General features: G+C 45.1%; 16 protein-coding genes. 7 read left to right on the forward strand and 9 right to left on the reverse strand.

Annotated features, from left to right (window positions below):
- The first annotated feature begins 49 nt into the window (after positions 1-49).
- The 6 genes from L3V30_RS09855 (at position 50) to L3V30_RS09880 (ending at position 7,861) form a co-directional block, all read left to right on the forward strand.
- Positions 50-1,174 carry an HD domain-containing phosphohydrolase gene (locus L3V30_RS09855; protein ID WP_237308830.1) on the forward strand — a complete coding sequence of 375 codons (1,125 nt, stop codon included), beginning with the start codon at positions 50-52 and terminating at the stop codon, positions 1,172-1,174.
- Positions 1,175-1,261: 87 nt separating this feature from the next.
- On the forward strand, positions 1,262-1,480 hold the full coding sequence (locus L3V30_RS09860) for a hypothetical protein (protein WP_005377723.1): 219 nt from the start codon (positions 1,262-1,264) through the stop codon (positions 1,478-1,480).
- Positions 1,481-1,804: 324 nt separating this feature from the next.
- Positions 1,805-2,569: an ABC transporter ATP-binding protein gene (locus tag L3V30_RS09865; RefSeq protein ID WP_005394180.1), complete on the forward strand. Its 765-nt coding sequence runs from the start codon at positions 1,805-1,807 to the stop codon at positions 2,567-2,569.
- A gap of 10 nt (positions 2,570-2,579) precedes the next feature.
- A complete protein-coding gene (locus L3V30_RS09870) occupies positions 2,580-3,464 on the forward strand; it encodes an ABC transporter substrate-binding protein (protein WP_237308831.1) in 885 nt (294 codons plus the stop codon).
- Complete coding sequence (gene fhuB, locus L3V30_RS09875; RefSeq protein ID WP_237308832.1) at positions 3,461-5,437, forward strand: Fe(3+)-hydroxamate ABC transporter permease FhuB; 1,977 nt, start codon at positions 3,461-3,463, stop codon at positions 5,435-5,437. Before L3V30_RS09870 ends, fhuB begins: the two co-directional genes overlap by 4 nt.
- Before the next feature lie 201 nt (positions 5,438-5,638).
- A complete protein-coding gene (locus L3V30_RS09880) occupies positions 5,639-7,861 on the forward strand; it encodes a TonB-dependent siderophore receptor (protein WP_237308833.1) in 2,223 nt (740 codons plus the stop codon).
- A gap of 41 nt (positions 7,862-7,902) precedes the next feature.
- On the opposite strand, the gene L3V30_RS09885 is transcribed toward L3V30_RS09880, so the two are convergent.
- The 6 genes from L3V30_RS09885 to L3V30_RS09910 all read right to left on the reverse strand — a co-directional run bounded on the left by L3V30_RS09885 (position 7,903) and on the right by L3V30_RS09910 (position 15,807).
- A complete protein-coding gene (locus tag L3V30_RS09885) occupies positions 7,903-8,451 on the reverse strand; it encodes a hypothetical protein (RefSeq protein ID WP_005394187.1) in 549 nt (182 codons plus the stop codon).
- 252 nt (positions 8,452-8,703) lie between these two features.
- Entirely contained in the window at positions 8,704-10,479 is a 1,776-nt protein-coding gene (locus L3V30_RS09890) for an ABC transporter transmembrane domain-containing protein (RefSeq protein WP_237308834.1), read from the reverse strand.
- Positions 10,480-10,482: 3 nt separating this feature from the next.
- Positions 10,483-12,222, reverse strand: coding sequence for an ABC transporter transmembrane domain-containing protein (locus tag L3V30_RS09895; protein ID WP_237308835.1), 1,740 nt, complete (start codon positions 12,220-12,222; stop codon positions 10,483-10,485).
- A gap of 273 nt (positions 12,223-12,495) precedes the next feature.
- Entirely contained in the window at positions 12,496-12,987 is a 492-nt protein-coding gene (locus tag L3V30_RS09900; protein WP_101911898.1) for a type II secretion system protein, read from the reverse strand.
- Positions 12,988-13,201: 214 nt separating this feature from the next.
- On the reverse strand, positions 13,202-14,545 hold the full coding sequence (locus L3V30_RS09905) for a sodium:glutamate symporter (protein ID WP_237308879.1): 1,344 nt from the start codon (positions 14,543-14,545) through the stop codon (positions 13,202-13,204).
- 575 nt (positions 14,546-15,120) lie between these two features.
- Complete coding sequence (locus tag L3V30_RS09910; RefSeq protein ID WP_065646753.1) at positions 15,121-15,807, reverse strand: DNA-3-methyladenine glycosylase I; 687 nt, start codon at positions 15,805-15,807, stop codon at positions 15,121-15,123.
- Between the two features lie 86 nt (positions 15,808-15,893).
- Here L3V30_RS09910 and L3V30_RS09915 point away from each other — a divergent pair, with 86 nt between their 5' ends.
- Positions 15,894-16,088 (forward strand): hypothetical protein, encoded by a 195-nt coding sequence (locus L3V30_RS09915; protein WP_005394200.1) that lies wholly within the window; start codon positions 15,894-15,896, stop codon positions 16,086-16,088.
- Positions 16,089-16,186: 98 nt separating this feature from the next.
- On the opposite strand, the gene L3V30_RS09920 is transcribed toward L3V30_RS09915, so the two are convergent.
- The 3 genes from L3V30_RS09920 to L3V30_RS09930 form a co-directional block, all read right to left on the reverse strand.
- On the reverse strand, positions 16,187-18,997 hold the full coding sequence (locus tag L3V30_RS09920; protein ID WP_237308836.1) for an Hsp70 family protein: 2,811 nt from the start codon (positions 18,995-18,997) through the stop codon (positions 16,187-16,189).
- A gap of 61 nt (positions 18,998-19,058) precedes the next feature.
- Positions 19,059-21,014: an Hsp70 family protein gene (locus L3V30_RS09925; protein ID WP_237308837.1), complete on the reverse strand. Its 1,956-nt coding sequence runs from the start codon at positions 21,012-21,014 to the stop codon at positions 19,059-19,061.
- A complete protein-coding gene (locus L3V30_RS09930; RefSeq protein WP_005394205.1) occupies positions 21,014-21,646 on the reverse strand; it encodes a DUF2760 domain-containing protein in 633 nt (210 codons plus the stop codon). The genes L3V30_RS09925 and L3V30_RS09930 overlap by 1 nt, the downstream gene beginning before the upstream one ends.
- Positions 21,647-21,743 lie beyond the last annotated feature (97 nt).

The raw sequence follows: 21,743 nt of genomic DNA on the forward strand, positions 1-21,743 counted from the left end.
CAACACAATGAGCTTCTCTTGTTTCTCTGCTTGGGTGTGGAGGTGAAGTATGGCGCACCGGAGTTTTTACCCGTTTGCAAAACCGCTTAATGAGCAACTGCAAACGCTAAAGGGCAGGATGCAGGCGCACTTGCCGTGTATTGATAGGGTGTCATTTGCTAAATATCACCCAGACCAAGATGTGCTCAAATCATTTGCAGAAAGTGAGTTCGACACTTGGTGTTTAGCCCACCATGAGTCAGCATTCCGTAAACTCCACCACCTCAATATTGCCTCCAAAAACGCGATTCCTCGGATCGTCGAAGACCTTCACTATATTAATCACTGTCCTCGGGTTCAAACCTTACTCAAACACGGATACCAGTCGTCGGTTGCGATTCCTTGTTACGACAATAAAGCATTTACAGGCTTTGTGTTTTTAAATTCCACTCAGCCCAATGCGTTTAGCTTAGAAGCGTTGAATAGTCTCAAACCTTATTTCGAAATGATTCAATTTGCGGTTGAATCAGAAGACCACGTCGTTAGCGCGATAGAAACGTTGGCGAACCGAATGCAATGTATGATGCCAGGCTACTCCCCTGAGTTTTACGCGCATACCAAACGAATGAAGTACTACAGCCAAGTCATCGCAACGCAGTTAGCGGATCGTTATCACCTGAATGATGAAATGGTCGAAGATATTGGTATTTTTGCTCAATTCCATGCGCTCAGTGATATTCAGCTGCCAGTTGAAATTGCTAGTCGCCGAACAAATTATACTCAAGAACAAGAGGCGATATTGATTCAACATATTGAGCGTTGCATCGACTCGGCCGATGACATAGTGGCTCGTATCGGAAATCCGGTTCACCCGAGTGTGACTTTGTTTTTGCAGATGGTTACTTATCAATACGAAAACTTAAATGGTACTGGTTATCCGTATGGTTTAACCAGTGGCGATATACCAATCGCCGCGCAAATTACGGCTGTCGCGAATGCCTTTGATTTTATGACGACGCACCATCCGTACAGACAAGCGTGGTCCATCCCATACGCATTGTTAGAACTTGAAAAATGGGTATATCAGGGATGGTTATCTCGAGAATGTGTTAATGCTCTGCGAGAGCATCAAGGTTATATAAAGCAAATCATCCACAAATATCCGGAGCACTATACAGGCTTGGGGTTAATGTGAAGAGCAGTAACGAAGTTGAAATGTTGACGAGGAGGAATATTTAAACAATACTGTTTTTATATACAGTAATAGGTTTGGAGGTGAAGTATGTTGTGGGAAACCCTTGAAAGAGTAAACCGCTTACGCCAACAAGCACTTGCAAATCCTGAGTTTGTTGAGTCAGCAAAAGAGCACGAACAAGCACTTCAGGAGCAAGAATACCATTATCAAACGAAGAAAAAGCGTTCAGCCAAAGACAAACAAGGTAAAAAGTCGCTGGCCGATATCTATAAAGAAGTAGAGTTTGGCGCTGACGCTCGTCATTAATTTATTCACTGCGGCATTTCTCATTTCTTCATGCGCCGCAGTATTCATTCAAATTTATGCGAGGGCAGTGGTAGACCGCTGCTCTCGTTGACCTGCGACAATCCACTAATGAAGTCATCCGCAACAAATAATCATTAACGCTTAGTAATTCTCTCAATGATCTTGTTGATGTAATGATAATGACAACGGTTTGCATTTGTATCTTTGTTGTTATATAAAACCTCCCTTATTAATCGTTCTGTTGAATAAGAACGGCAAACGTGATGAACGAATGAAAGCGATTGATTAGCTTTCATTTGTGAATGGCTATTAGGTGAAGTAGGGATGTTGGAAGCTAAAGCACTCCAGTTTGAGATTGAAGGCAAGTCATTGCTAAAAGCGTTTGATGTGACATTTGAACCTGGGAAAACATACGCTCTTGTTGGGCACAATGGTTCAGGAAAATCCACATTGTTGAAGTTGCTGGCACAGCAACAGCCATACACCGCTGGTGACGTGGTTCTGCATGGAACGAGCATTAACGATCTCTCAGCGAAAAAATTCGCCCAACACATTGCCTACTTGCCTCAGCATCTTCCGGTGACCGACAGTATTTTAGGTCGAGATTTAGTCGGTTTTGGTCGTTACCCATGGCATGGTTTACTTGGTCGTTTGAGCAAGAAAGATCATGACATTGTTGAAGAATCAATGGCGATGACAGGAACACTAAAATACGCAGATCGCTTAGTTGATACGCTATCTGGAGGGGAGCGCCAACGAGTGTGGCTAGCCATGCTATTAGCGCAAAAAACCGAGTATTTGCTTCTTGATGAGCCTTTGTCTGCGTTAGATATTAGCCATCAAGTCGATATGTTGAAGCTCATCTCTAAACTCAGTAAAGAGTTGGGCTTGGGCGTTATTATCGTATTGCACGACATCAACTTAGCGGCGCGCTTTTGCGATCATATCGTTGCATTACATCAAGGTGATTTGATTGCACAAGGCAATGTTGAACAGGTGTTTACTGAACCTAAGCTAAGGGACATATACGGGATAGAGATGAAGATCTCTGACCACCCTGCGGGTTATCCGGTGGCGATGCCAAGCTAGAGGTTGAATAATGAGCAGTACAAACACTCGACTTAAGCATTTCTCTTTCGCTCTCTCACTTAGTGCGCTTTTGGTCAGTTCCTTTCAAGCAGTAGCTGAGGCGTCACCTCGGGTGATGTCGGTTGATTGGACACAAACTGAAACGATGTTGGCGTTAGGGGTTGTGCCCGTAGGCGTCGCTCAAGGGCAAGATTACGATGCTTGGGTAAAATCCCCACCGTTACCACCTCAAACTAAGGATGTAGGGTTAAGAACTCAACCCAATATAGAGCGTATTTACGAGCTCAGACCTGACCGTATTTTTATTGCCCCGTATTTCTCCTCAATGAAGCATCGCTTAGTCGATATTGCCCCCGTTACCACGATTGACTTATATGAAAGCGGGATTACAGATTGGTCGGTACTTACTCGTTTCACTCGGAGGTTTGGTGAAGAGCTAGGAAGAGAAGCGGAAGTTGAGGCACTTATACAACAATATGAAGAACGTTTCTCTTTATTAAAACAGCGCATAAACAAAGACCAGCCGCCGCTTTTAATGATTCAGTTTATGGATACGAAGCACGTTCGTGTTTTTGGTCAGAATAGTCTTTACTCTCAGGCTATCGAAAAGATTGGGCTGAGTAATGCGTGGAACGAAGAGACAAATAGCTGGGGCTTCAGCTTAGTCGGCATCGATAAGTTAGCAGGTATAAGAGCCCAAATTGTTATCGTTGAGCCATTGCCTCACGGTGGCGAAAAGCAGCTCTCTCAAGATCCGTTTTGGCAATACGTTGTTCAACAGTCTGGTGAGAAGGTCATGCAAGTCGCGCCTGTTTGGAGTTTTGGTTCTATGCCTTCAGCGCTTCGGTTCGCGGAGTTAGTTACGGCGAGTAAGGTCGAGGAGTTAGAACAATGAAAGCCATGCCTTTAAGCCTTGTGGTGTTACTTTCGGCATTTACCTTTTCTATTGGTGCTTTCCAATTGTATCAAGCAAGTTCATTCTCACTGGCTCTTAGCAGTTTATGGAAACCTAACTTTCAATCTATCGATTCCGTCTTACTTCACTTTAGCTGGTGGCCTCGAGTCTTCACCACGATTATTTCTGGTGCCGGATTAGCGGTTGCTGGGGTATTAATGCAACAAGTTCTGCGCAATCCTCTTGCTTCGCCAACAACATTAGGTGTGGCGAGCGGTTCAAGTTTTGCTTTGATGTTAGCTACGCTATTTGCCCCTTGGATGTTGGATATAGCACCTAATTTGGTTGCTCTCATCGGCGGTGTGACATCGATGGGGTTGGTGATGCTGTTGTCATGGCGACGAGCGTTATCTCCAACGGTCGTCGTCGTTTCTGGGTTAGTGATAAACCTGTACTTTGCATCATTAAGTACGGTTATTCTGATGATGAATACCGAAAAGCTGAATGGATTAATGATATGGGGAGCGGGCTCGCTTGTTCAGAGCGGATGGGGTGATTTCTCGTATCTTGCACCTCGAATCGCACTTGCTACGGTTATCGCATTTGTGTTTGCAAAGCCGTTAAGTCTGTTAGAACTCTCCGAGCAAGGTGCCAAGAGTTTAGGTGTCTCGCTAGCCAAACTGCGCTTTGTCTGTCTTGGGCTTGCGGTGTTAATCACTTCTTGGGTCGTTTCTGCAGTAGGAATCATCGGTTTCATCGGATTAGCAGCGCCAGCGATTACTCGATTGATAGGTATCAATAAAATCCAGCATAAGCTTTGGGTATCGATGCTGATTGGTGCCATGTTATTGACTTTAACCGATTTGGTTATTCAGCAACTGCCAGGGCTAATGGCGAGTTTTATACCAACGGGAGCAGCAACCGCTGCACTGGGCGCTCCGCTACTGTTATGGCTGCTACCTCGCTTATCACAAAAGACGCAGGGTCATACTCAAACGGTGTTAACTCGACATCGTCAACATGTTTACAAGCTAAACCCTAAAGCGATCTCATTGGCGTTGATCGGCACATTAATTTCCGTTGTTCTTTTTGCCACGGTTGCTGTGCAAAATGAAGGGTGGACAAACTTGTTTGCTAGCCAAAATTGGATTTTTTTGGAATGGCGCGCACCTAGATTATTTTCAGCAGCAATTGCGGGGGCAATGTTAGCGATTGCTGGCACCATGATTCAACGCCTAAGTGGAAACCCAATGGCCAGTCCAGAAGTGATCGGCATCAGTTCAGGGACAGCGATGGGATTGATCATCGCGATGTTTACTGGGTTAGGTTCGTCAATTTTCACTCTTTCTTTAGGCGGGCTTGTAGGTGCATTAGCGACGGTATTGGTCATTGTGCTGCTAAACCGTAAATCAGGTTTTCAGCCGGAGCGCATTTTGTTGACTGGTATTGCTATTACCGCACTGATGAATGCAATACAGAGCTTTATTCTAGCCACTGGTGACCCAAGAAGTTATCAAGCATTGGCTTGGTTGTCTGGGTCTACCTACTATGTTTCGGTTGAAACGTTACTCCCATTGTCTTTATCTGCGCTTGTTTTTATAGGGTTGAGTTTTCTCTGCGTAAGATGGCTAGATATTCTTCCTGTTGGCGCCGCTTCCTCTAAAGCACTTGGGATTCGCGTTGATCGTTCACGCTCGATACTGCTGCTTTTAGTTGCTTGTCTCACGGTCAGTGCGACATTGGTTGTTGGTCCTATTAGCTTTGTTGGGTTACTGGCTCCGCATTTAGCTCGCTTATTTGGCTTTAACAAAGCGTCACAACACATGTTATGCGCCGCGATATTGGGTTCCGGCGTGATGTTGTTGGCCGATTGGTTGGGACGACAAGTTCTTTACCCGCAAGAAGTACCAACAGGGCTTATGGCGTCTCTCATTGGCGGTTTGTATCTGATGTGGGGATTACGTCGTTTGTAGATACGAGCTACGCCTCAACCAAGAAAGTAATTATACAAACAAGCACTCGCAGTGGCATTCGCAACCTATGCGAGTGCTTTATGCAAAACCTCTGGTTTGTCTTTTATGGAAACAACTGGCGATGCCGTAACTCGCTTTTCTTTCAGCGATCGCTGAAGTCATGAAGGGTTGGTTTGGCTGCCGACAAAAAAGGAGAATAATATGACTCGGCAGTTTATGCTGACACCAACGTCAATGGCGGTTGTATTAGCGTTATCAACGCCAAATGTCTTGGCTCAGGAAGATGAAAATATAGTTGTGATTGGACAGCAGCAAGACAGTGCAGTTGGTCCTGATTTTAGTTATCTTGGAGCGAAGAGTCGGGCAGCGACGAAAACTGATATTGCCATCAATGAAACCCCAAGAGCGGTATCTGTTGTTACGCGAGAACAAATGGATGATCGTGCCTCTATTAGCATTTCTGACGCGCTACAGTACACACCAAGTATTCAAACTAATTATTTCGGCGAAGATAACAAGCAAGATTGGTTTATTATTCGTGGTTTTAAACAGGCGAACAGCGGGCTGTATCAAGATGGTACCCGTTTATATTCTTCTGGTTTCTATAGTTGGCAAATAGATCCGTTTGCGTTAGAAAGGGTTGAAGTGTTACGTGGTGCAGCGTCTGTTCTTTATGGGCAAAACCCTCCTGGTGGGGTTATCAATGTCGTCAGTAAGCGACCTCAATTTGATGGAGGCTCAGGGCTTGTATCTTTGGAGTACGGTTCTGAAGACCGTAAACAACTTTCTCTTGACGTAAACTCTGAGGTGAGTGAGCAGTTAGCTTTCCGCTTTCAAGGGTTAGCGAGAAAAAATGGGACGAGAATTAGTGGGGTAGAAGCAGAGCGCATTCTTCTCTCTCCATCAATGACGTACAAATTTAATGAGACGTCTGAAATTACCTTTCTAACGAGCTATCAAAAAGACGACTCAGATCCTTATCTGCAATTTTTGCCAGTTGAAGGAACGTTAACGCCAAACAAAAATGGAAAGATCAGTGATAGTTTAGCGATAGGCAATCCCAACTGGGAGACGTTTGAGCGTGAGCAGGTGTCTTTAGGCTATGAGTTTTCTCATGCGTTTAATGATACCACTTCGTTTGTTCAAGCTGCTCGTTACAGTGAAATGGATGTTAAGTTGAGACAAATGTATTCGTACGTTTACTCGGCTGATGTACCTGGGTTGGGGCCGATTTTAGATCCATCAAATGAACGCAAGACCATACTTCGGGGCGCTTCAACAGAAGATGGATCATCCGATGCTTTTAATATTGATAATCGTTTGATGCACCAAGTAAATTGGGGAAGCGTTGAGCATAACTTGATGTTGGGTTTAGATTTTCAAATGATCAGTATCGATGGTAAGGACTTTGCGAATGATCCTATCGTTGCTGATGGTAGTGCGCTCTTAAACACACCAATGGGAGCTTTGCCTGACCCTAGGTTTAATGTATTTAATCCCACTTATTCGGATAATATAACGTTACTCGATCCGAATACGCTACAGCCATTGAGCGAAACCGATAAGCAAAGAACGAAAGTTGAGAACCGACAGCTCGGTGTCTATTTTCAAGATCATATGCTGATTAACGATAAATGGACAATGTTATTGGGTGCTCGTTACGACGATACAAGTAACGAAGTACATAATGTTACCACGGGTGCTCGCACGAAAGTCGATAATGGAGAGTGGACGTTTAGCGTGGGAACGGCTTATATTTCTGATTCTGGCTTCACGCCATATTTTAGTTACTCTCAGTACTTTGATCCAATTATTCAAGAAGACAGCAATGGTATGCCAGCGAAGCCGGAAAGCGGTGATCAATTTGAAATCGGTGTAAAATACCAACCGGATTCATTCGATGGCTATTTCAATATCGCAACGTATCGGGCAACAAAAGAAAACTTGGCTCGTATCTACTTGAGTGAATTGACGCAAATAGGAAAAATAGAAAATAACGGCGTTGAGTTTGAAGCTGTAGCCAATGTGACACCTTCTTTAACATTAATCGGAAACATAGCCTATGTTGATGCAGAGATAAAAGAAGACGTCAATAAGACATGGGTTGGCAAAACACCTTCTCAAGTCGCGAATACCGTATCATCAGCTTGGGCACATTATCGTTTCTTTGATGGACCTCTTGATGGCTTTGCTGTTGGCTTAGGTGCGCGCTATACAGGTGAGTCATACGGAGATAATGAAGAGAGACTAAAAGTACCAAGTTACTTTTTAATGGATGCGACGGTCAGCTATCGCATTGGAGATTACAAGCTACAAGTCGCAGCCAAAAATATCACTGATAAAGAGTACATAGCGACATGTGATGGTTTTTGTTGGTATGGCGATCGACAAAATATTATTGCCAGTTTAACTTACGATTGGTGATTTAACGGATAAATAAACACCCCTAGTGTAGGGGTGTTTATTTAGAAATCGGCTTTGCGGACAAAGTGTGGGTTTTTGTACTTTTTCTGCGGACCAAACGATGATACGACGAGCTTGTTCCATAACGTTTTGTCAAACTCACCCTTTGGAATCGAAGGGTAGAGGGTTTCCTCTTCTTCTCTTGCAAAGTTCATGTACTGTTTCTTCTTAATTTGATTGTACTTTTTGGCGATCTGGTTATGTTTCCTTACCCACTCCAGTTTGTAATTGTGGAGCACTTTTTCACCTTCTTCCGCACTCATTCGAGATAGGAATAATCGCTTGTACGAGACCTTTCTGTCCAACATTGTGCGCATGACGGTTTGGATATATTTACCGTGGTGCGTGACAGTAATATCTTTTTCGTCAATAGGAGTGACGCACCAGCCTTTAGGTAAAAAGTCTGGCTTCTTAAATTGCTTATTACGCTCCATTAGCGCCTGATGTAAAACTAAATCAGAGGTGCCGCGGAACGTTTTTTGCCATTTACCGATACGAATTTGAATCGAACCAGGCAAGCGATAGATGTTAGTAAACTTATCTTTGTCCATGGACTTGTGTCATGAGATTAATATGCATTATTAGAAAGTGAAAAACAGTCTAGTGCAAAGGGCACCAGACTGAAGTACCGTACGATTTTACAACGACCTTGCGTGATATAGCGAGGGGTTATGTCAATAATAGGTAAGAAATAGAAAATTAGTTCACATTATGAAGAAATTGGAAGCTAATCAGGCTAACTTTTGAAGTTGGGCCGATTATGCCCATGCCTACCAAATAAAAAGAAGGCATGGGTATAAAAATCACACCGCTTCTTCGAGTTGCTTGGTTTCTTCTTCAATCTGCTGTAAATGTCGGTTTGCTTGCTGTAACTGATACATTTGGGCATAACGACCATTTTGTTTTAACAGTGCTTTGTGTGTGCCTTTCTCTACTAATTCCCCATGATGAAGAACAATGATTTGGTCCGCATCCAAAATAGTTGAAAGTCGATGAGCGATAACGACTAGTGTCATGTCTTGTCTGAGTACCGCCAAACTCTTTTGTATTAAAGCTTCTGTTCCTGAGTCAATATTGGCCGTTGCTTCATCTAGTATCAATATTTTAGGTTTTACCACAAGCACACGCGCTAACGCTAAGAGCTGTTTTTGTCCAGCAGATAGATTGGTTTCACCTCGACCTAACTGCGTGTCTAGCCCATTGGGATAACGGTGAATTTGCTCTGCCAAACCTACCTTGTCTAACGCATCCCATATTTGAGTATCGTCAACCGCTCGACTAAGAGAGATGTTTTCTCTGACTGAAGCAGGGAGAATATGTGGATCTTGTTGAACCATTGCCACATCTTTGCGAAGTACGTCTTTCCCTAATGTTTTAAGTGGACGACCATCTATGAGCAGTTCACCATATTGCGTTGGATAAAAGCCCATTAACAGTGACGCTAATGTGCTTTTACCGCTTCCTGTATGCCCGACAAGCGCAATAAAGTTTTGGTGGTTGGCCCTCAACGAAATGTCTTTTAGGACGTCCTGTTTACCATCGTAGCTAAATGTGAGGTCTTTAAGTTCGATAGCACCTGACCTTAATGGCTGATGGTCGTCCCCATAAGTTTGTTCTTTCGCATCAATCAATTCAAACACACGTTCGCTTGATACTAACGCTTGCTGAAGTAGAGCAAGCTGCTGAGTAATTTCAATTAATGGCTCAGTAACGCGCGCAAGATAACTGATAAACGCATACAGTACCCCCACACCAATCAACTCAATACCGTTAAAGCCAAAGATCGCAACCAAGCAAAGTAACGCGAGGCCAGCGAGCAAGTCCATCAATGGTCTTAGCAGATAGCCGTTTAGCCGAATCACTCGTTTAGATGCCACCAAATGCTCTGCGGTTAGCTCGTTGAACTGTTTATTAAAACGCTCTTCTTGTTGCATTAATTGAATGACACTCATCCCTTGAATGGATTCACTCAGATTCGCATTTATATCAGTCAATAGGTCACGCATCTTTCGGTAGCTTTCTGTACTTAGCTGCTTAAACAAGTACATAAAGCCGATGACGATCGGTAGCAATACAAGCACAACAAGTGTGAGTTTCCAGCTCATGAAAAACATAACGCCAAGCATCACCACAATCATGACCACGTTTTTCACCACGGTCGCGATCAAGAGCTCATAAAATTGCTGTAGAGATTCCGTATCGTTGGTGATTCGCGATACCAATTTTCCAGCAGGAGTGTAATCAAACGCAGATAACGGCTGCTTAATCACGCCAGAAAATACTTGCTTACGAATCGCTTTGATCGTGTTAGCCGCGACAATGCTAAATTGCAATGACTGAAAATACTGGAATGTTGCCGATACGATCTGAAGAGCGATATAACCTACTGCTAGCGAAATCAGAATATTTTGTGAATAGTCACCTTTAGCGATGTGCTCATCAATGAAATATTGAATTAACCAAGGGCCGCCGGCGCTGGCTAACGCTGCAATAAACAGCAAGGCGAGTCCTTTAATCATTGGCTTTGGTTGAGATAATGGGTAAGACATTAACCGTTTAAACGTACTGGTCTGCTTCATTCATTATTCCTCCATCGCCTGTTCTAGTTTTTGATACTCGAACATTTCGGCGTACCAGCCTTTATGCGCTAATAAAGCGCTATGTTGCCCACGTTCAGTAATGTGTCCGTGATTCAATACAATGATCTCGTCTGCTGCTTCCAATGCGGTGAGGCGGTGCGCAATAACGATTAGGGCTTGATCACGGTAGTGCGTTTCCAAATTCTTAAGGATTTGATGTTCGGTCCGTCCATCAACAGCGGAAAGTGCATCGTCCAAAACCAACACTTGGGCATTCAACAGCATAGCGCGTGCTATCGCAATACGTTGTTTTTGCCCGCCGGAGAGTGTAATGCCTTTTTCACCGACTTCTGTTTGGTAGCCTTCAGGAAACTTCTCAATATCGTCATGTATACAGGCTAACTTTGCTGCTCTGTAGACTTCTTCCTTTCCCGCGTTAGGGTTGCCTAAGGCAATATTGTCAAAGATAGATTTTGAAAATAGAAACGGGCTTTGATTAACCACGGCAAAGCGGTTGCGCCACTGAGGAAGTAGGGCATCTTTAATCTCAACATCCCCGAATGTAATTGAACCGTTTGTTAGGTCGTGCTGACGCAAAAGCAGCGTTAGCAGGGTTGATTTTCCGCTTCCGACAGGGCCAGCTACTCCCAACATTTTACCGGGCTTGAGCTCGATTTTTATTTCGGCTAGAGCTGGTGGTAAATCACTGGACCAGTGGAAAGCATCGATATCAATTTTTAATGGCAGTGGTTTATCTTCTAATGGTTTATTTCCACTGACAATCTCTGGTGTTTCATCAAAGATCTCTTGTAGGCGATTCCATGCTGCGGAGCCTCGCTCTAAAATATTAAATAAGAAAGCGAAGGCCAGCATAGGCCATATCATCAACCCTAAATACATCGTAAAGGCTGTTAGATCACCAAGCGTGATCTCTCCCTTATCGACAAGGTAAGCACCGGCAGCGACACTGAGAAGGAAAGAGAGGCCGATGGTGAGTTGGATAGCTGGATCAAATCTCGCGTCGACTCTAGCGACGGCGATATTTTTCTGACCGGTATCATCGACTACATCGTCAAAACGCTGTTGTTCTTGATTCTCTAACCCAAAAGCTCGCAACATTCGCACGCCGTTAAGTGACTCTTGCGTCATGTCTGACATGGTAGAAAAGGCTTCCTGAGCAATGCGGAAACGTTGATGCAGTATACGGACAATAAAAAAGATGATGATTGCAAGAAACGGCATTGGAAGAAGTGCCATAACGGTGAGCTTCCAGCTAACTTGCGTTACCATGATGATTAAAACTGCAATACCCGTGATCAAGGAATCGGCTGCCGTTAAAACCCCTTCGCCGGCTGTCATTACGATGTTACGTACATCATTAGTACCACGCGCCATCAGATCACCGGTCTTATAACGTTCGAAAAATCGGGGTGGTTGTGTCGATAAGTGCCTATAGAGACGATTACGTAGAATGGTTCCGAGTTCCCAGCTTGCGCCGAAAAGCCAAATTCGCCATAAGATACGGCATCCATAAATGGCAAAGATCAGTGCAGTGAGTCCCAAGAGCCACAGAATCAGCGTATTTGTATCTAACGTGTTATCTACGACCCCATCAACGATGATTCCGACCGCTTTAGGAGGAACAAGTTGTAGAGTTGATATCACAGCGAAAAGCAAAATCGATCCGACATAATGCTTCCACTTTTGTTGGAAATACCAACGTAACTGCCAGAATATTCTCATCACGCCTCCCGCTTTAAATTATTGAATTTGTTATAGAACTATTATTGAGCGAAATGATGAGTTTACAAGCACAAATTATTGGCGGTCGGAAAAACGATAGATTGTTTCGATTACGGGCGTGTGCGGTCGCGAATTACTTGTTTTCTCGCTGCAAGCTAACTATGAAACAACATTATGTGAAATAGTTGTTAATAATGGGTTTTGGGGCCAGTATTCTGCTAAAAGCGATGAAAGCACCAAAAGTGCAACTGTTACTTTCACTCACTAGGGGAACTAGCAGTCGTCAGTTTGTATTTTGTAGCTGACTTGGCCTCCTGGAGTTTCTGGGTAGTAAACTTCGACATAACACATATGGTCTGGACCAACAGGTTTGTTTGCAAAGCCGATAAGGAAATAGGGTTCGTCCGGGCTGTCTACCCCGTACCAAGTATTGATAGTGAGTTGAGGGTCGAAACCTGCCAGCTCTTTTGCGGGAATGACATTCTTAATGAATCCAAAGTAACCAATTAGGTCGTTATTGCCGTCATTATCTAGATCAATGTTATATTGTTTGTCGCCATCTACCGTCTCTTGAGATTGAATAACGGCTTTGGTGTACACAAAGTTGTTTGCAGTCATGAGCGCTTCCCTCGCGCCATATAGAACCGCCACTCGAGCATCTTTTTGCAGACCAAGAAATTTAGGAAGGGCAATAACACTAACGACACCAAGGATAATGATGCACACAATGAGTTCAATGAGGGTAAATCCTTGAGAGCGATGCACTGCCTTTTCTCCATGAGTCATGAATAGTTTGGCGGCTATTTTGATATAAAAATGCGCAGGTCAAGTATTAAAAAAGGATGGGAAGGAGTGACCAAGCTTGCAGATCTTAAATATAAAACAAGTTGCTTATTTGTTGCATGCTGGTGGGAGGCGGCTATCGAATAAGGGGAGAGAGTTAAATTCGGGAGGATAAAATACCTCCCGAAATGATCAATTAAGACTCGTTTGCGACGGCTTGACCGCTGCGCTTAAATACAAATCGCCAAATGAATAAGACAACGGCAATATAGGTTAGACCAACACCTAACGCTTGCCAGTGCATGTCGTTATACATTGCGATTGGCATAAGCGAGATGATGAAAATGTCCGTAATTGAGCCTGGAACATAAGCGATAGCATAGTCGTCTAACACTTTACTGCGCATTTTGGGGTCGACAATGCGTAATAACGCGATACCCATAGCGACTGTACCTGTTAACCATCCCCAAGAGAAAATGCCTTTCTCAAACCAGTCATCTCCCATGATGCGAGGTGCAACCCAAAAGATAAGCCATAGCGTGAACGCGATACCACCAATTGCGAGCACTACCATTGGCATTAAATACTGTGCTAGAACCGTGATCTTAATAGCTGAAATACCAAAGATGATCAGGTAATCCGTACTAATACCCGCTGCGTGTTTGAATGCGCCGTCACATAGGTAATGAGATGCCTTGGTTTGCTTAGCGATGATTCGAACTAACATACCGCCTAGAAAGCCAGTAACGAAAGTCGGAATTTGTACCTTATCGTGGAAAGAAGATAAGTAGTTGGCTGCTACATAAGAGAAAGCCGTTACCACTACAACCAGCGCCGCGTGAATCGCGAAAGAATCGACTGACAATGATGACATCGTATCTTTCATCACAGGTTCTTGATCGTCAGGCTTCACTAAGCCTTTGCGTTCGTGTTCGTCCATGCTGTCGAATGTCGTAAAGCTACGAATCCAGCCCATTTTCAACGCAAACTGAAGCATTAACATGCCCACAGAGATTGAAATAAAGATCCCAACCGTGGCGAACGTTAAACCAAGTGTAAAACCATCTTCCCAGCCAAGGCCTGTGAAGATTTCACCGACTACAGATGCTGAACCATGACCGCCCATGAATCCCGCGGACATGGTTACGCCAAACCCAGGATTAATGTCAGGCCAAAAGAAGGTGGTAAGTACTAAACCAAACATTGCTGCAAACAGCCATTGCGACACGGATGCAATTTGGTTAAACGCCCACAATGAGCCTGCTCGTTGAGCAACCACTTTTGGTGACGGGACATCTGTTGCTAAACCCAACGCAGAAAAAAGTGCAGCAGTTAAGAGGCTTGCGTTTGCGGTAAAGGTATCTGTCCAAGGTAATACGTTAAGCAGAGCTGGGCCAAAAATAAGACCAAATAACCCAGCCAATACAGCAGATGGAATGTACATGCGTTGTAGTAAAGGCATATGTACACGAATTACTTTTGCTGCAATTAATAGTAAGCCAGCGATGGCTAAGTCAGTCAGCATTAGACCTTTTGGCATTTCTTGTCCTCCAGTAAATGCGTTCAAGGGGCTCATCCTTTTAACCAGCCTTGATGTAATAAATAACTTCCAGCACAAAACCACGAAAATAGTCACTCATGTGACATCGCGTCATGGTTGTTCTAGTCAGCACTCTATTGCGCTGTCGAATTTGTATTAACGGATCTGTTGATCCTTAAATCTATAAAGTGAGTGCAATTGTTGTGAGTGCTCACGAAGTGTTGAGAAATTTGAATAAATTCCTCGATCAAGTTTCTGATAGTTCACTCAGGAAGGGCGTGTATCCTAGTCAGTTTGTCAGCGCAATGCAATTGAGCGTCATCAATATTTAGTGCCTAAAAACTGGGCACTTGTAATTAAATATTTGATAAATAAAAATATTGAACAAGAAAAATAATTTGTCGATATGATAACTTTTTGTGATTTGAATGGGGATTTTGCCACTTTAAGGAGGGATTTTTTGGAGGAATCGAGAAAGTAGTAATATCAGTAAGAGCTAAAGTAGAGTGATTCGCGCAAATATCATGCGTTATAGGGGGGCCGGAATTTCGCCCCCAGAGCTACAAAGTGCTTGTTTAAATTCGGTTGTCACCAGTACTAAACGCGATAATTTGACTGATTTCGGTCAAGCTTCTTCCACTTTCTTGCTGCCACTGAATAAAGGCTTTATTAGCAGAGTCCAAGGACTTTTTCGTGTCTTTGCCGCCTTCAATGATCTTGCAGTTGCGTAAATAAGCTTCGACATCGTTAGACAGAATAAAAGTGTCCACGCCCATTTGGCGTAAAGTGTAAGGGCCTGTATTTCCACCCAAACGACTACCATGCTTCTTCAAGTAGCCCCATAGTTCCGTGATCTTTTCCCGAGGCCATTCAGCAATCATGTTACTGAACGAGCCATATTCGATTCTTGCTTCATGGATCATGCGAGCGTTGGCCGGAATCGACATGACTTTAGTGAGGTGGCGAATGATGCGTTTGTCGGTCGCTTTGGTTTCCCATTGCTCGTCTGACAGCATCAACAACGGCTCAATCTTAAATCCGAAGAACACTTCTTCGAAGTTCGGCCACTTGTTGCGAACCACGCTCCACGATATCCCACTTTGGAACACCTTCATCGAAAAAGCGGCGAGCCAACGGTCATCGGGAATCGCTGCTAATTCCTCTTTACTTAATGGGTGAGACAATAGCGCTTCAAGCTGATCTTTTCCGCCTTTTCGCTTAGCAGCACGTTGATAAATCGCGTCAAATTTTTCGATACTCATAAAAGAAGTTAGTCCTAGTTTATGTCGATATTTGCGAAACATACTACGCTTAAGTGGCTGAATCGTAAATTGATGGAGTGTCACAAATGAAGAAGGTCACATTAACGTTTGTCGGGGAAGGTTCGGAGCGTATCGCGGATAAATTTTATACTTGGCTGGCTGATGGCGGATTAGAAGACAGCTTAATTGAAACTCTATCGGACAGAGAAGTGTCGGTGGTCGGTATTAGCGATATGGATAACGAAACGCGCGATGTAGTGATTACGACAGAAATGAATTAGCGCGTTGTACACGATAAAAACCAAAAGAATGCGATACAACAAAGCCCTTCGTCGGAAGAGCTTTGTACGTCTAACTCGTGTTCTTGTGTAGAGTGGATTTAATGATGAACCAGCGTTAAACCGCTTGGTAAAGCATCACCGAAGACACGTTTTGACTCACTTTCTGAGAGCTCTTTCACTTCTTCAACCAGTGATACCCAAGATTCAGGCACCTTGCTTTGCTTCAACTTAACCAAGACCTGCTCACGGTAGTCGTCAGAAATATCAAACAGGCGGTCCCCCGTCTTACGACAAATCATTACGGCTGCGAAAGCGATCATTGGCTCTTTCTGCCAGTTCTGCTCTAACAACTTAGGCAACCACTGTTCTGCTTGTTCACGAGGAATGACGTTGTGCTGGCTGCCATAAAGTGGTGTGCGAGAAGCCAAACGTCCCATCGCCCACCAGTGCGCTTGTTCAAACTGGTTTTGGTTGATCGCTTTACTCAAGAACCACGTTGCTAATAGAACTTTATCTTCCACTTCTAGATGCTCTAGCGAGGCTGAAAGACGCACCATGGATTCGTAACCCATGTCTTGTGCCGCTTTGGCGGATTGTGGGTTTTTCATCGCGCCGGGATGCAGATATTTTGCGATGTCTGCCAAAATGGTTTCTTGTTGTTCTTGGCTTAGACCGCCCGCGATACGTCGCCAGAATACCCACCAGTCTGTCCAGCCTTGATGGTTTTTGAACTGAATATTTTGTTGATACAGTCCCCAAACTTGCTCAATACGCCAAGAGTCTGTTGGATCGCCAAAGCCCGGACGCAGTGCAAAGCCAGCCAAACGAAGCCAGTTTTTCTCGTGCTGTTCAGAACGACGGCGACGCTTACGACCTTGTGCAAAAGTATCGAAAAGTTGACGGAGTGTGGTGAAGTCCCATTCGTCACGTTTGCCGAGCTTCTTCTCAAGGTCTTTGGCTAAGGTTTTGATCTCTTTGCCTTCTGCGCTTTTCTTGTTACCGCTGTAAAGGCGAGCGATCAGCTCCTTACATTCGTTCAACTTAGGGTGAAGTTTAACTTGTTCACTGTCGTCGGTTTGCTTGTTACGAACTTCGAATTCCAGCTCCCAACGTTTGTTGTCGTCTTCTGCACTGACACACTCCATCTTAAGAGTGCCAACTTCAGTCAACTGACACGCCAGTTGCACTTCTACACGCTCTTTCTGGTTAGCTTGTAACTCTGCGCCTTCACCTTCAAGTGTCGTGATGTAAGGCGGTAGCGGAGCAAACAAGTCTGGGTCAACATCAACCATCACGCCATTTTGAATGGCGGTGTTATTGGTTAAGGTATCGTGGGTAGAAGTCAGCAGGTTAAAGCGGACTGGCTCTCCAAGAGTGAGCGAGAAACGACGACCGCTTAAACGGATCTCATGGCCTTCTTCTGTTCCTTTTGCAAGTAAACAGAGGGCTTTACCCATTTTGTTTTTTTCTTGAAGATGCAAGAAGTAAGAACGCGCTGCACCACCACCAATTTTCAGTTGTGCGCCACGACGCGCTTTACCAAATGCTACAGCACCTAATGCAACAGACCAATCTGGATGTGGGTTATCTAATACCGTAACTGGTGCGCCGCGCCAGTCAGAAAGTAGGGCGGTGACACGTTCAGTCACCAGATCACTGTTAAACACGCCTCCGTTCAACAACACGCCAACTGGAATCGCGTTTTGTTTATCGTCTTCAATGCCAAGAGCGGCACGAGCGACTTGCTGGTGCTGAGTTAAGAACTCGGCAACGTGCTTGCTCACCGCTGGGTCAGCAACGTATGGAAGGCCAAACTCGACAACCGCGCTACGACGTTTGTCTGGTACGTCACTGAAATCAGAAAGCGGGAAGAAGCCATCTAATGCGATTTGGTGCACTTCTTGTTTGCTTAGAGCAATACTCTTTGTGCCCCCAAGTAGCTTAGAGCCGCTACCTAACATGGTGATCTTCACTTCGTCAGGTGCGCTCGCTGAAAGCAGGTTCTCTTTCGCTTTACGTGTTTGCTGAATTAGCTTTGTTAGGCTTGCTGCAGTGAGCTTCTTACTTTGATTGAAGCGGCTTTCTGCAAGGTGTGCTAATGCTAAGTCGAGGTTATCACCACCCAGCATCAAGTGTTCGCCAACGCCAATACGATCAAGGGCTAGCTCATCTTGAGAAGAGAAACTTGCTTCAATCAAGCTTAAGTCGGTGGTACCACCGCCCACATCGCACACCAGAATCAGCGGTAACTCTTTGAGCTCATCAGCTGCGGTTTTCTGATGGCGTGCGTACCAGTCGTAACATACGGCTTGTGGCTCTTCGAGCAGGACGATTTTCTTTAAACCTGCCAACTCTGCGGCTTCAAGCGTGAGCTTACGAGCGGTTTCATCGAACGATGCTGGAACGGTCACAACCACATCTTGGTCTTCTAGCTTGTTACTAGGATGTCGGTAGTTCCATGCTTGACGAATGTGATTGAGGTAACTTGCGCTGGCAATAACTGGCGAGACTTTATCCACGTCTTGCGCACCAGCCCAAGGAAGAATGTCTGAGTTACGATCAACCGCTTGATGTGAGAGCCAGCTTTTCGCGCTGGATACCTGACGGCCTTCTACTTTCGCGCCTAATTCGCGAGCCCATTCACCAACGATTACATTGTTAATGTCGCCGGCAACAGGTTCGTTGTCCCAAGGAAGAGTGAGGTCAGAAGGGGAGATTTGACCTACAGCTGGATGATAGCGGAAAGAGGGCAGAAGTGGTTTACGAACGACTTCGCCCGGACCAATCAGTTGGTCAATGTCAAATAGGGATACTTCGGATTGTTCAAGGTTGTCGGTTATTTCACAGTAGGCCACCACAGTGTTTGTGGTGCCAAGGTCAATACCAACAAGAAAACGAGGAGATGCCATACAAAACCAAACCTTCGTGTATTTAAAAACGGCACCCGATTGGATGCCGTTTGACTTCTAATTATTGTTCTTCGTTTGAGTCACTTTTCGCGTCTTCGCGCACATCGAACTCAACATGCCATTTTTGCCCGTTATCAGCGGCAATGGCTTCTAAGTAAAGCGTACCAAGCTCTGTGACGCGAGAGGCTAGGGTAACTGGAACCACTTCACCTTCACGACGACCTTCAGATACAGGCAGCGTTACTTGAATTTCTGGAAGCTCTTCAAGCTCTTCTGGTGCCCAGTAGTCTAAGTGAGTACCTGCTAGGTCGTCACGACGAACGGTTGAGCCGAAGAATTGGAAGTTAACTGGCTGGCCGATGATCAAACCAAACTCTTGGCTTGGTACGTCAACGCTTGAGCCTTCTTCCATACCAAATGGTGCTACACACAGTGCTTCCATTGGAGGCGCCATGCCCGGAATCGCAGGCATCGCACTTTCGATACCCACGTAGTACGCCGAAGCAATACCGCCGCGGATACGAACGCCTTGACCACGACGCACAGAGCCGTAGTAAGCCGCACCGCTAGCAACTGCAAGGTCTAGATCCACACCTGTTAGGCGTTTCGCCATTTCTGCGTCTGCTTCAATTAGCCATTCGTTGATCGTGTCTTCTAGACGAGTTGCTAGAAGTTTCGATTTCAGCACACCACCGTTGAATAGGATTGCCGTTGGTTTGATGAAGTCAGCCGATTGCGCTGCATCCGCCCCTGGCATACCTGGCATGTTTGCAAATGGGTTGAAATCTTGAGCTTGCGCTGATTCAACACCGCTTTGCGCGTGTGCTTGCTTAGACAAGAATGCTGCAATGTGGCGAGTAATACCCGCATCTTGTGCGTAAGGCAGGCCCATTTGCGTTAGTGCACCACGGTTACGTTGAACAGGGTGGTCCGTAATCGCAACTTGAGGGAAGAAGCCGTCAACCAATGTTTGTTGTACTTCTTCTTGAGTTAGTTCTGTTTTCAGTGTTGCGCCAAGCAGTTTAGAACCGCGGCTTGGTACTACGATTGGCACTGACTGAAGTTCGCTGTCGTTCAAGAGCGCTTCTTTCGCATCGCGACATGCGTGCGTCATCGCCTGAACTTGCCATGGCTGTAGCTCTTTGCCTTCTTGCGCTAGCTTCATCTTCAAGCGGTACGCAAGTGCAAGATCCATGTTGTCACCGCCAAGTAGGATGTGTTCACCTACCGCGATGCGGTTCAAAGTTAGGTTGCCGTCGTCTTCAGTTACTTCAACCAAAGAAAGGTCAGTTGTACCACCACCGATATCGACCACAAGCACGATGTCGCCAACTTCAACTTCGTCGCGCCATTTGTCGTTGCTGTTATCAATCCAGTTGTAAAGTGCAGCTTGTGGCTCTTCTAGAAGCGTTAGGTGCACAAAACCAACGTTGCGTGCTGCTTCTGCAGTTAGATCACGAGCAGCAGGATCGAAAGAAGCCGGAACCGTAATGGTAACGTCTTGATCGGCAAGTTTGTGATTTGGGTTCGCGTGATTCCAAGCATCTTTTAGGTGCTCTAGGTAAAGCTCTGTCGCGCGAAGAGGGGATACTTTTTCCACTTCTTCAGGGCTACCTGCTGGTAGGAATGCGTCACGACGGTTTACACCACCGTGGCAAAGCCAAGATTTCGCACTTGCAACAAGACGAATTGGTGTTTTTGAACCTAGGTTACGTGCAATTGCACCAACTAGAGCTTTTGGCTCGCTCGACCACGGAAGAACGCGTGATTGCGGGTTCATTTCGTGTTCGTGTGGTTGGTATAGGAAAGAGCCTAATTGGCTACGAGTCTCTACCGTACCCGGCGCAGTCAGCTGCGGGATAGGCATTACTTCTACGCGAGCATCTTCGTCGTGTGTATCAACAAAAGACATTACACAGTGTGTTGTACCTAAGTCGATACCAACACTGAATTTAGGCGTCTGTTGAGTTTCAACAGACGCTTCTTGAGAATGGTTTTCTTGGTTCATGTGTTCCATTACAGCTCAACCTCGGCTGGAGCAATCACAGATGCATCGTAGTTTTCTGCCAGCTTAGGAAGGTTCATCGATGTTGCCTTCCAGCCTTTGTGCACTAACGTGCCTTGGAATGGCGCGCTGCCTGTCACGTTGCCAGTAAGGCGGATTTCTTGTGGGTTGAAGCCTTCTTCAACCGTAATACGAGTTTCTTCGTCTTCGTTGCGAACGTGCGCAAGTGTTACGTAATCGTTCAATACTTTCTGGCCACCAGTATGAATTACGCGAGCTGCTGCGCCTACTTCTTCATCAGAGAATGACGTTAGGTCTTCTTGTAGGAAGTCGATCAGACGAGCTTCTTGCTGCATGATAGAAAGCAGCTGCATTGCAGAGTCCGTTGATGCTGTTGCAAGTTTCGATTCAACTTCAACCACTTTTTCAACGACTTTCTCAACTTCAACGACTTTTTCTACTTCGACGATCTTCTCAACTGGCTTCTCAACTTCGACGATTTTCTCGACCGGTTTTTCTACGACTTTCTCAACCACTTTTGATTTGCGAGAGACCGCGACTAAAAGAAGCAAAACGCTCGATGCGGTTAGGCCAGCGTGAAGCATATCGAACGTTTGAGGAATTAGGTTCAAATCAATGTTCATGACGTTTTTTCTCTTTCTATTGATTATTGGTGCTCAGTATTGGCTCATATGTGTTCACTAAAACGATCGTCTTTGCGATCTTGCACCAAGTTTAGAC

Origin of the sequence: Vibrio sp. A1-1, from assembly GCF_021728175.1 — a bacterium.
Lineage (GTDB): Bacteria > Pseudomonadota > Gammaproteobacteria > Enterobacterales > Vibrionaceae > Vibrio > Vibrio diabolicus.

Coding starts and splice junctions, on each gene's coding strand:
- L3V30_RS09930 (WP_005394205.1), bottom strand. CDS start 21,646: ATGAACATTGATTTGAACCTAATTCCTCAAACGTTCGATATGCTTCAC.
- L3V30_RS09920 (WP_237308836.1), bottom strand. CDS start 18,997: ATGGCATCTCCTCGTTTTCTTGTTGGTATTGACCTTGGCACCACAAAC.
- L3V30_RS09870 (WP_237308831.1), top strand. CDS start 2,580: ATGAGCAGTACAAACACTCGACTTAAGCATTTCTCTTTCGCTCTCTCA.
- L3V30_RS09880 (WP_237308833.1), top strand. CDS start 5,639: ATGACTCGGCAGTTTATGCTGACACCAACGTCAATGGCGGTTGTATTA.
- L3V30_RS09925 (WP_237308837.1), bottom strand. CDS start 21,014: ATGGAACACATGAACCAAGAAAACCATTCTCAAGAAGCGTCTGTTGAA.
- L3V30_RS09890 (WP_237308834.1), bottom strand. CDS start 10,479: ATGAAGCAGACCAGTACGTTTAAACGGTTAATGTCTTACCCATTATCT.
- L3V30_RS09885 (WP_005394187.1), bottom strand. CDS start 8,451: ATGGACAAAGATAAGTTTACTAACATCTATCGCTTGCCTGGTTCGATT.
- L3V30_RS09910 (WP_065646753.1), bottom strand. CDS start 15,807: ATGAGTATCGAAAAATTTGACGCGATTTATCAACGTGCTGCTAAGCGA.
- L3V30_RS09915 (WP_005394200.1), top strand. CDS start 15,894: ATGAAGAAGGTCACATTAACGTTTGTCGGGGAAGGTTCGGAGCGTATC.
- L3V30_RS09855 (WP_237308830.1), top strand. CDS start 50: ATGGCGCACCGGAGTTTTTACCCGTTTGCAAAACCGCTTAATGAGCAA.
- L3V30_RS09860 (WP_005377723.1), top strand. CDS start 1,262: ATGTTGTGGGAAACCCTTGAAAGAGTAAACCGCTTACGCCAACAAGCA.
- L3V30_RS09865 (WP_005394180.1), top strand. CDS start 1,805: ATGTTGGAAGCTAAAGCACTCCAGTTTGAGATTGAAGGCAAGTCATTG.
- L3V30_RS09895 (WP_237308835.1), bottom strand. CDS start 12,222: ATGAGAATATTCTGGCAGTTACGTTGGTATTTCCAACAAAAGTGGAAG.
- fhuB (WP_237308832.1), top strand. CDS start 3,461: ATGAAAGCCATGCCTTTAAGCCTTGTGGTGTTACTTTCGGCATTTACC.
- L3V30_RS09905 (WP_237308879.1), bottom strand. CDS start 14,545: ATGCCAAAAGGTCTAATGCTGACTGACTTAGCCATCGCTGGCTTACTA.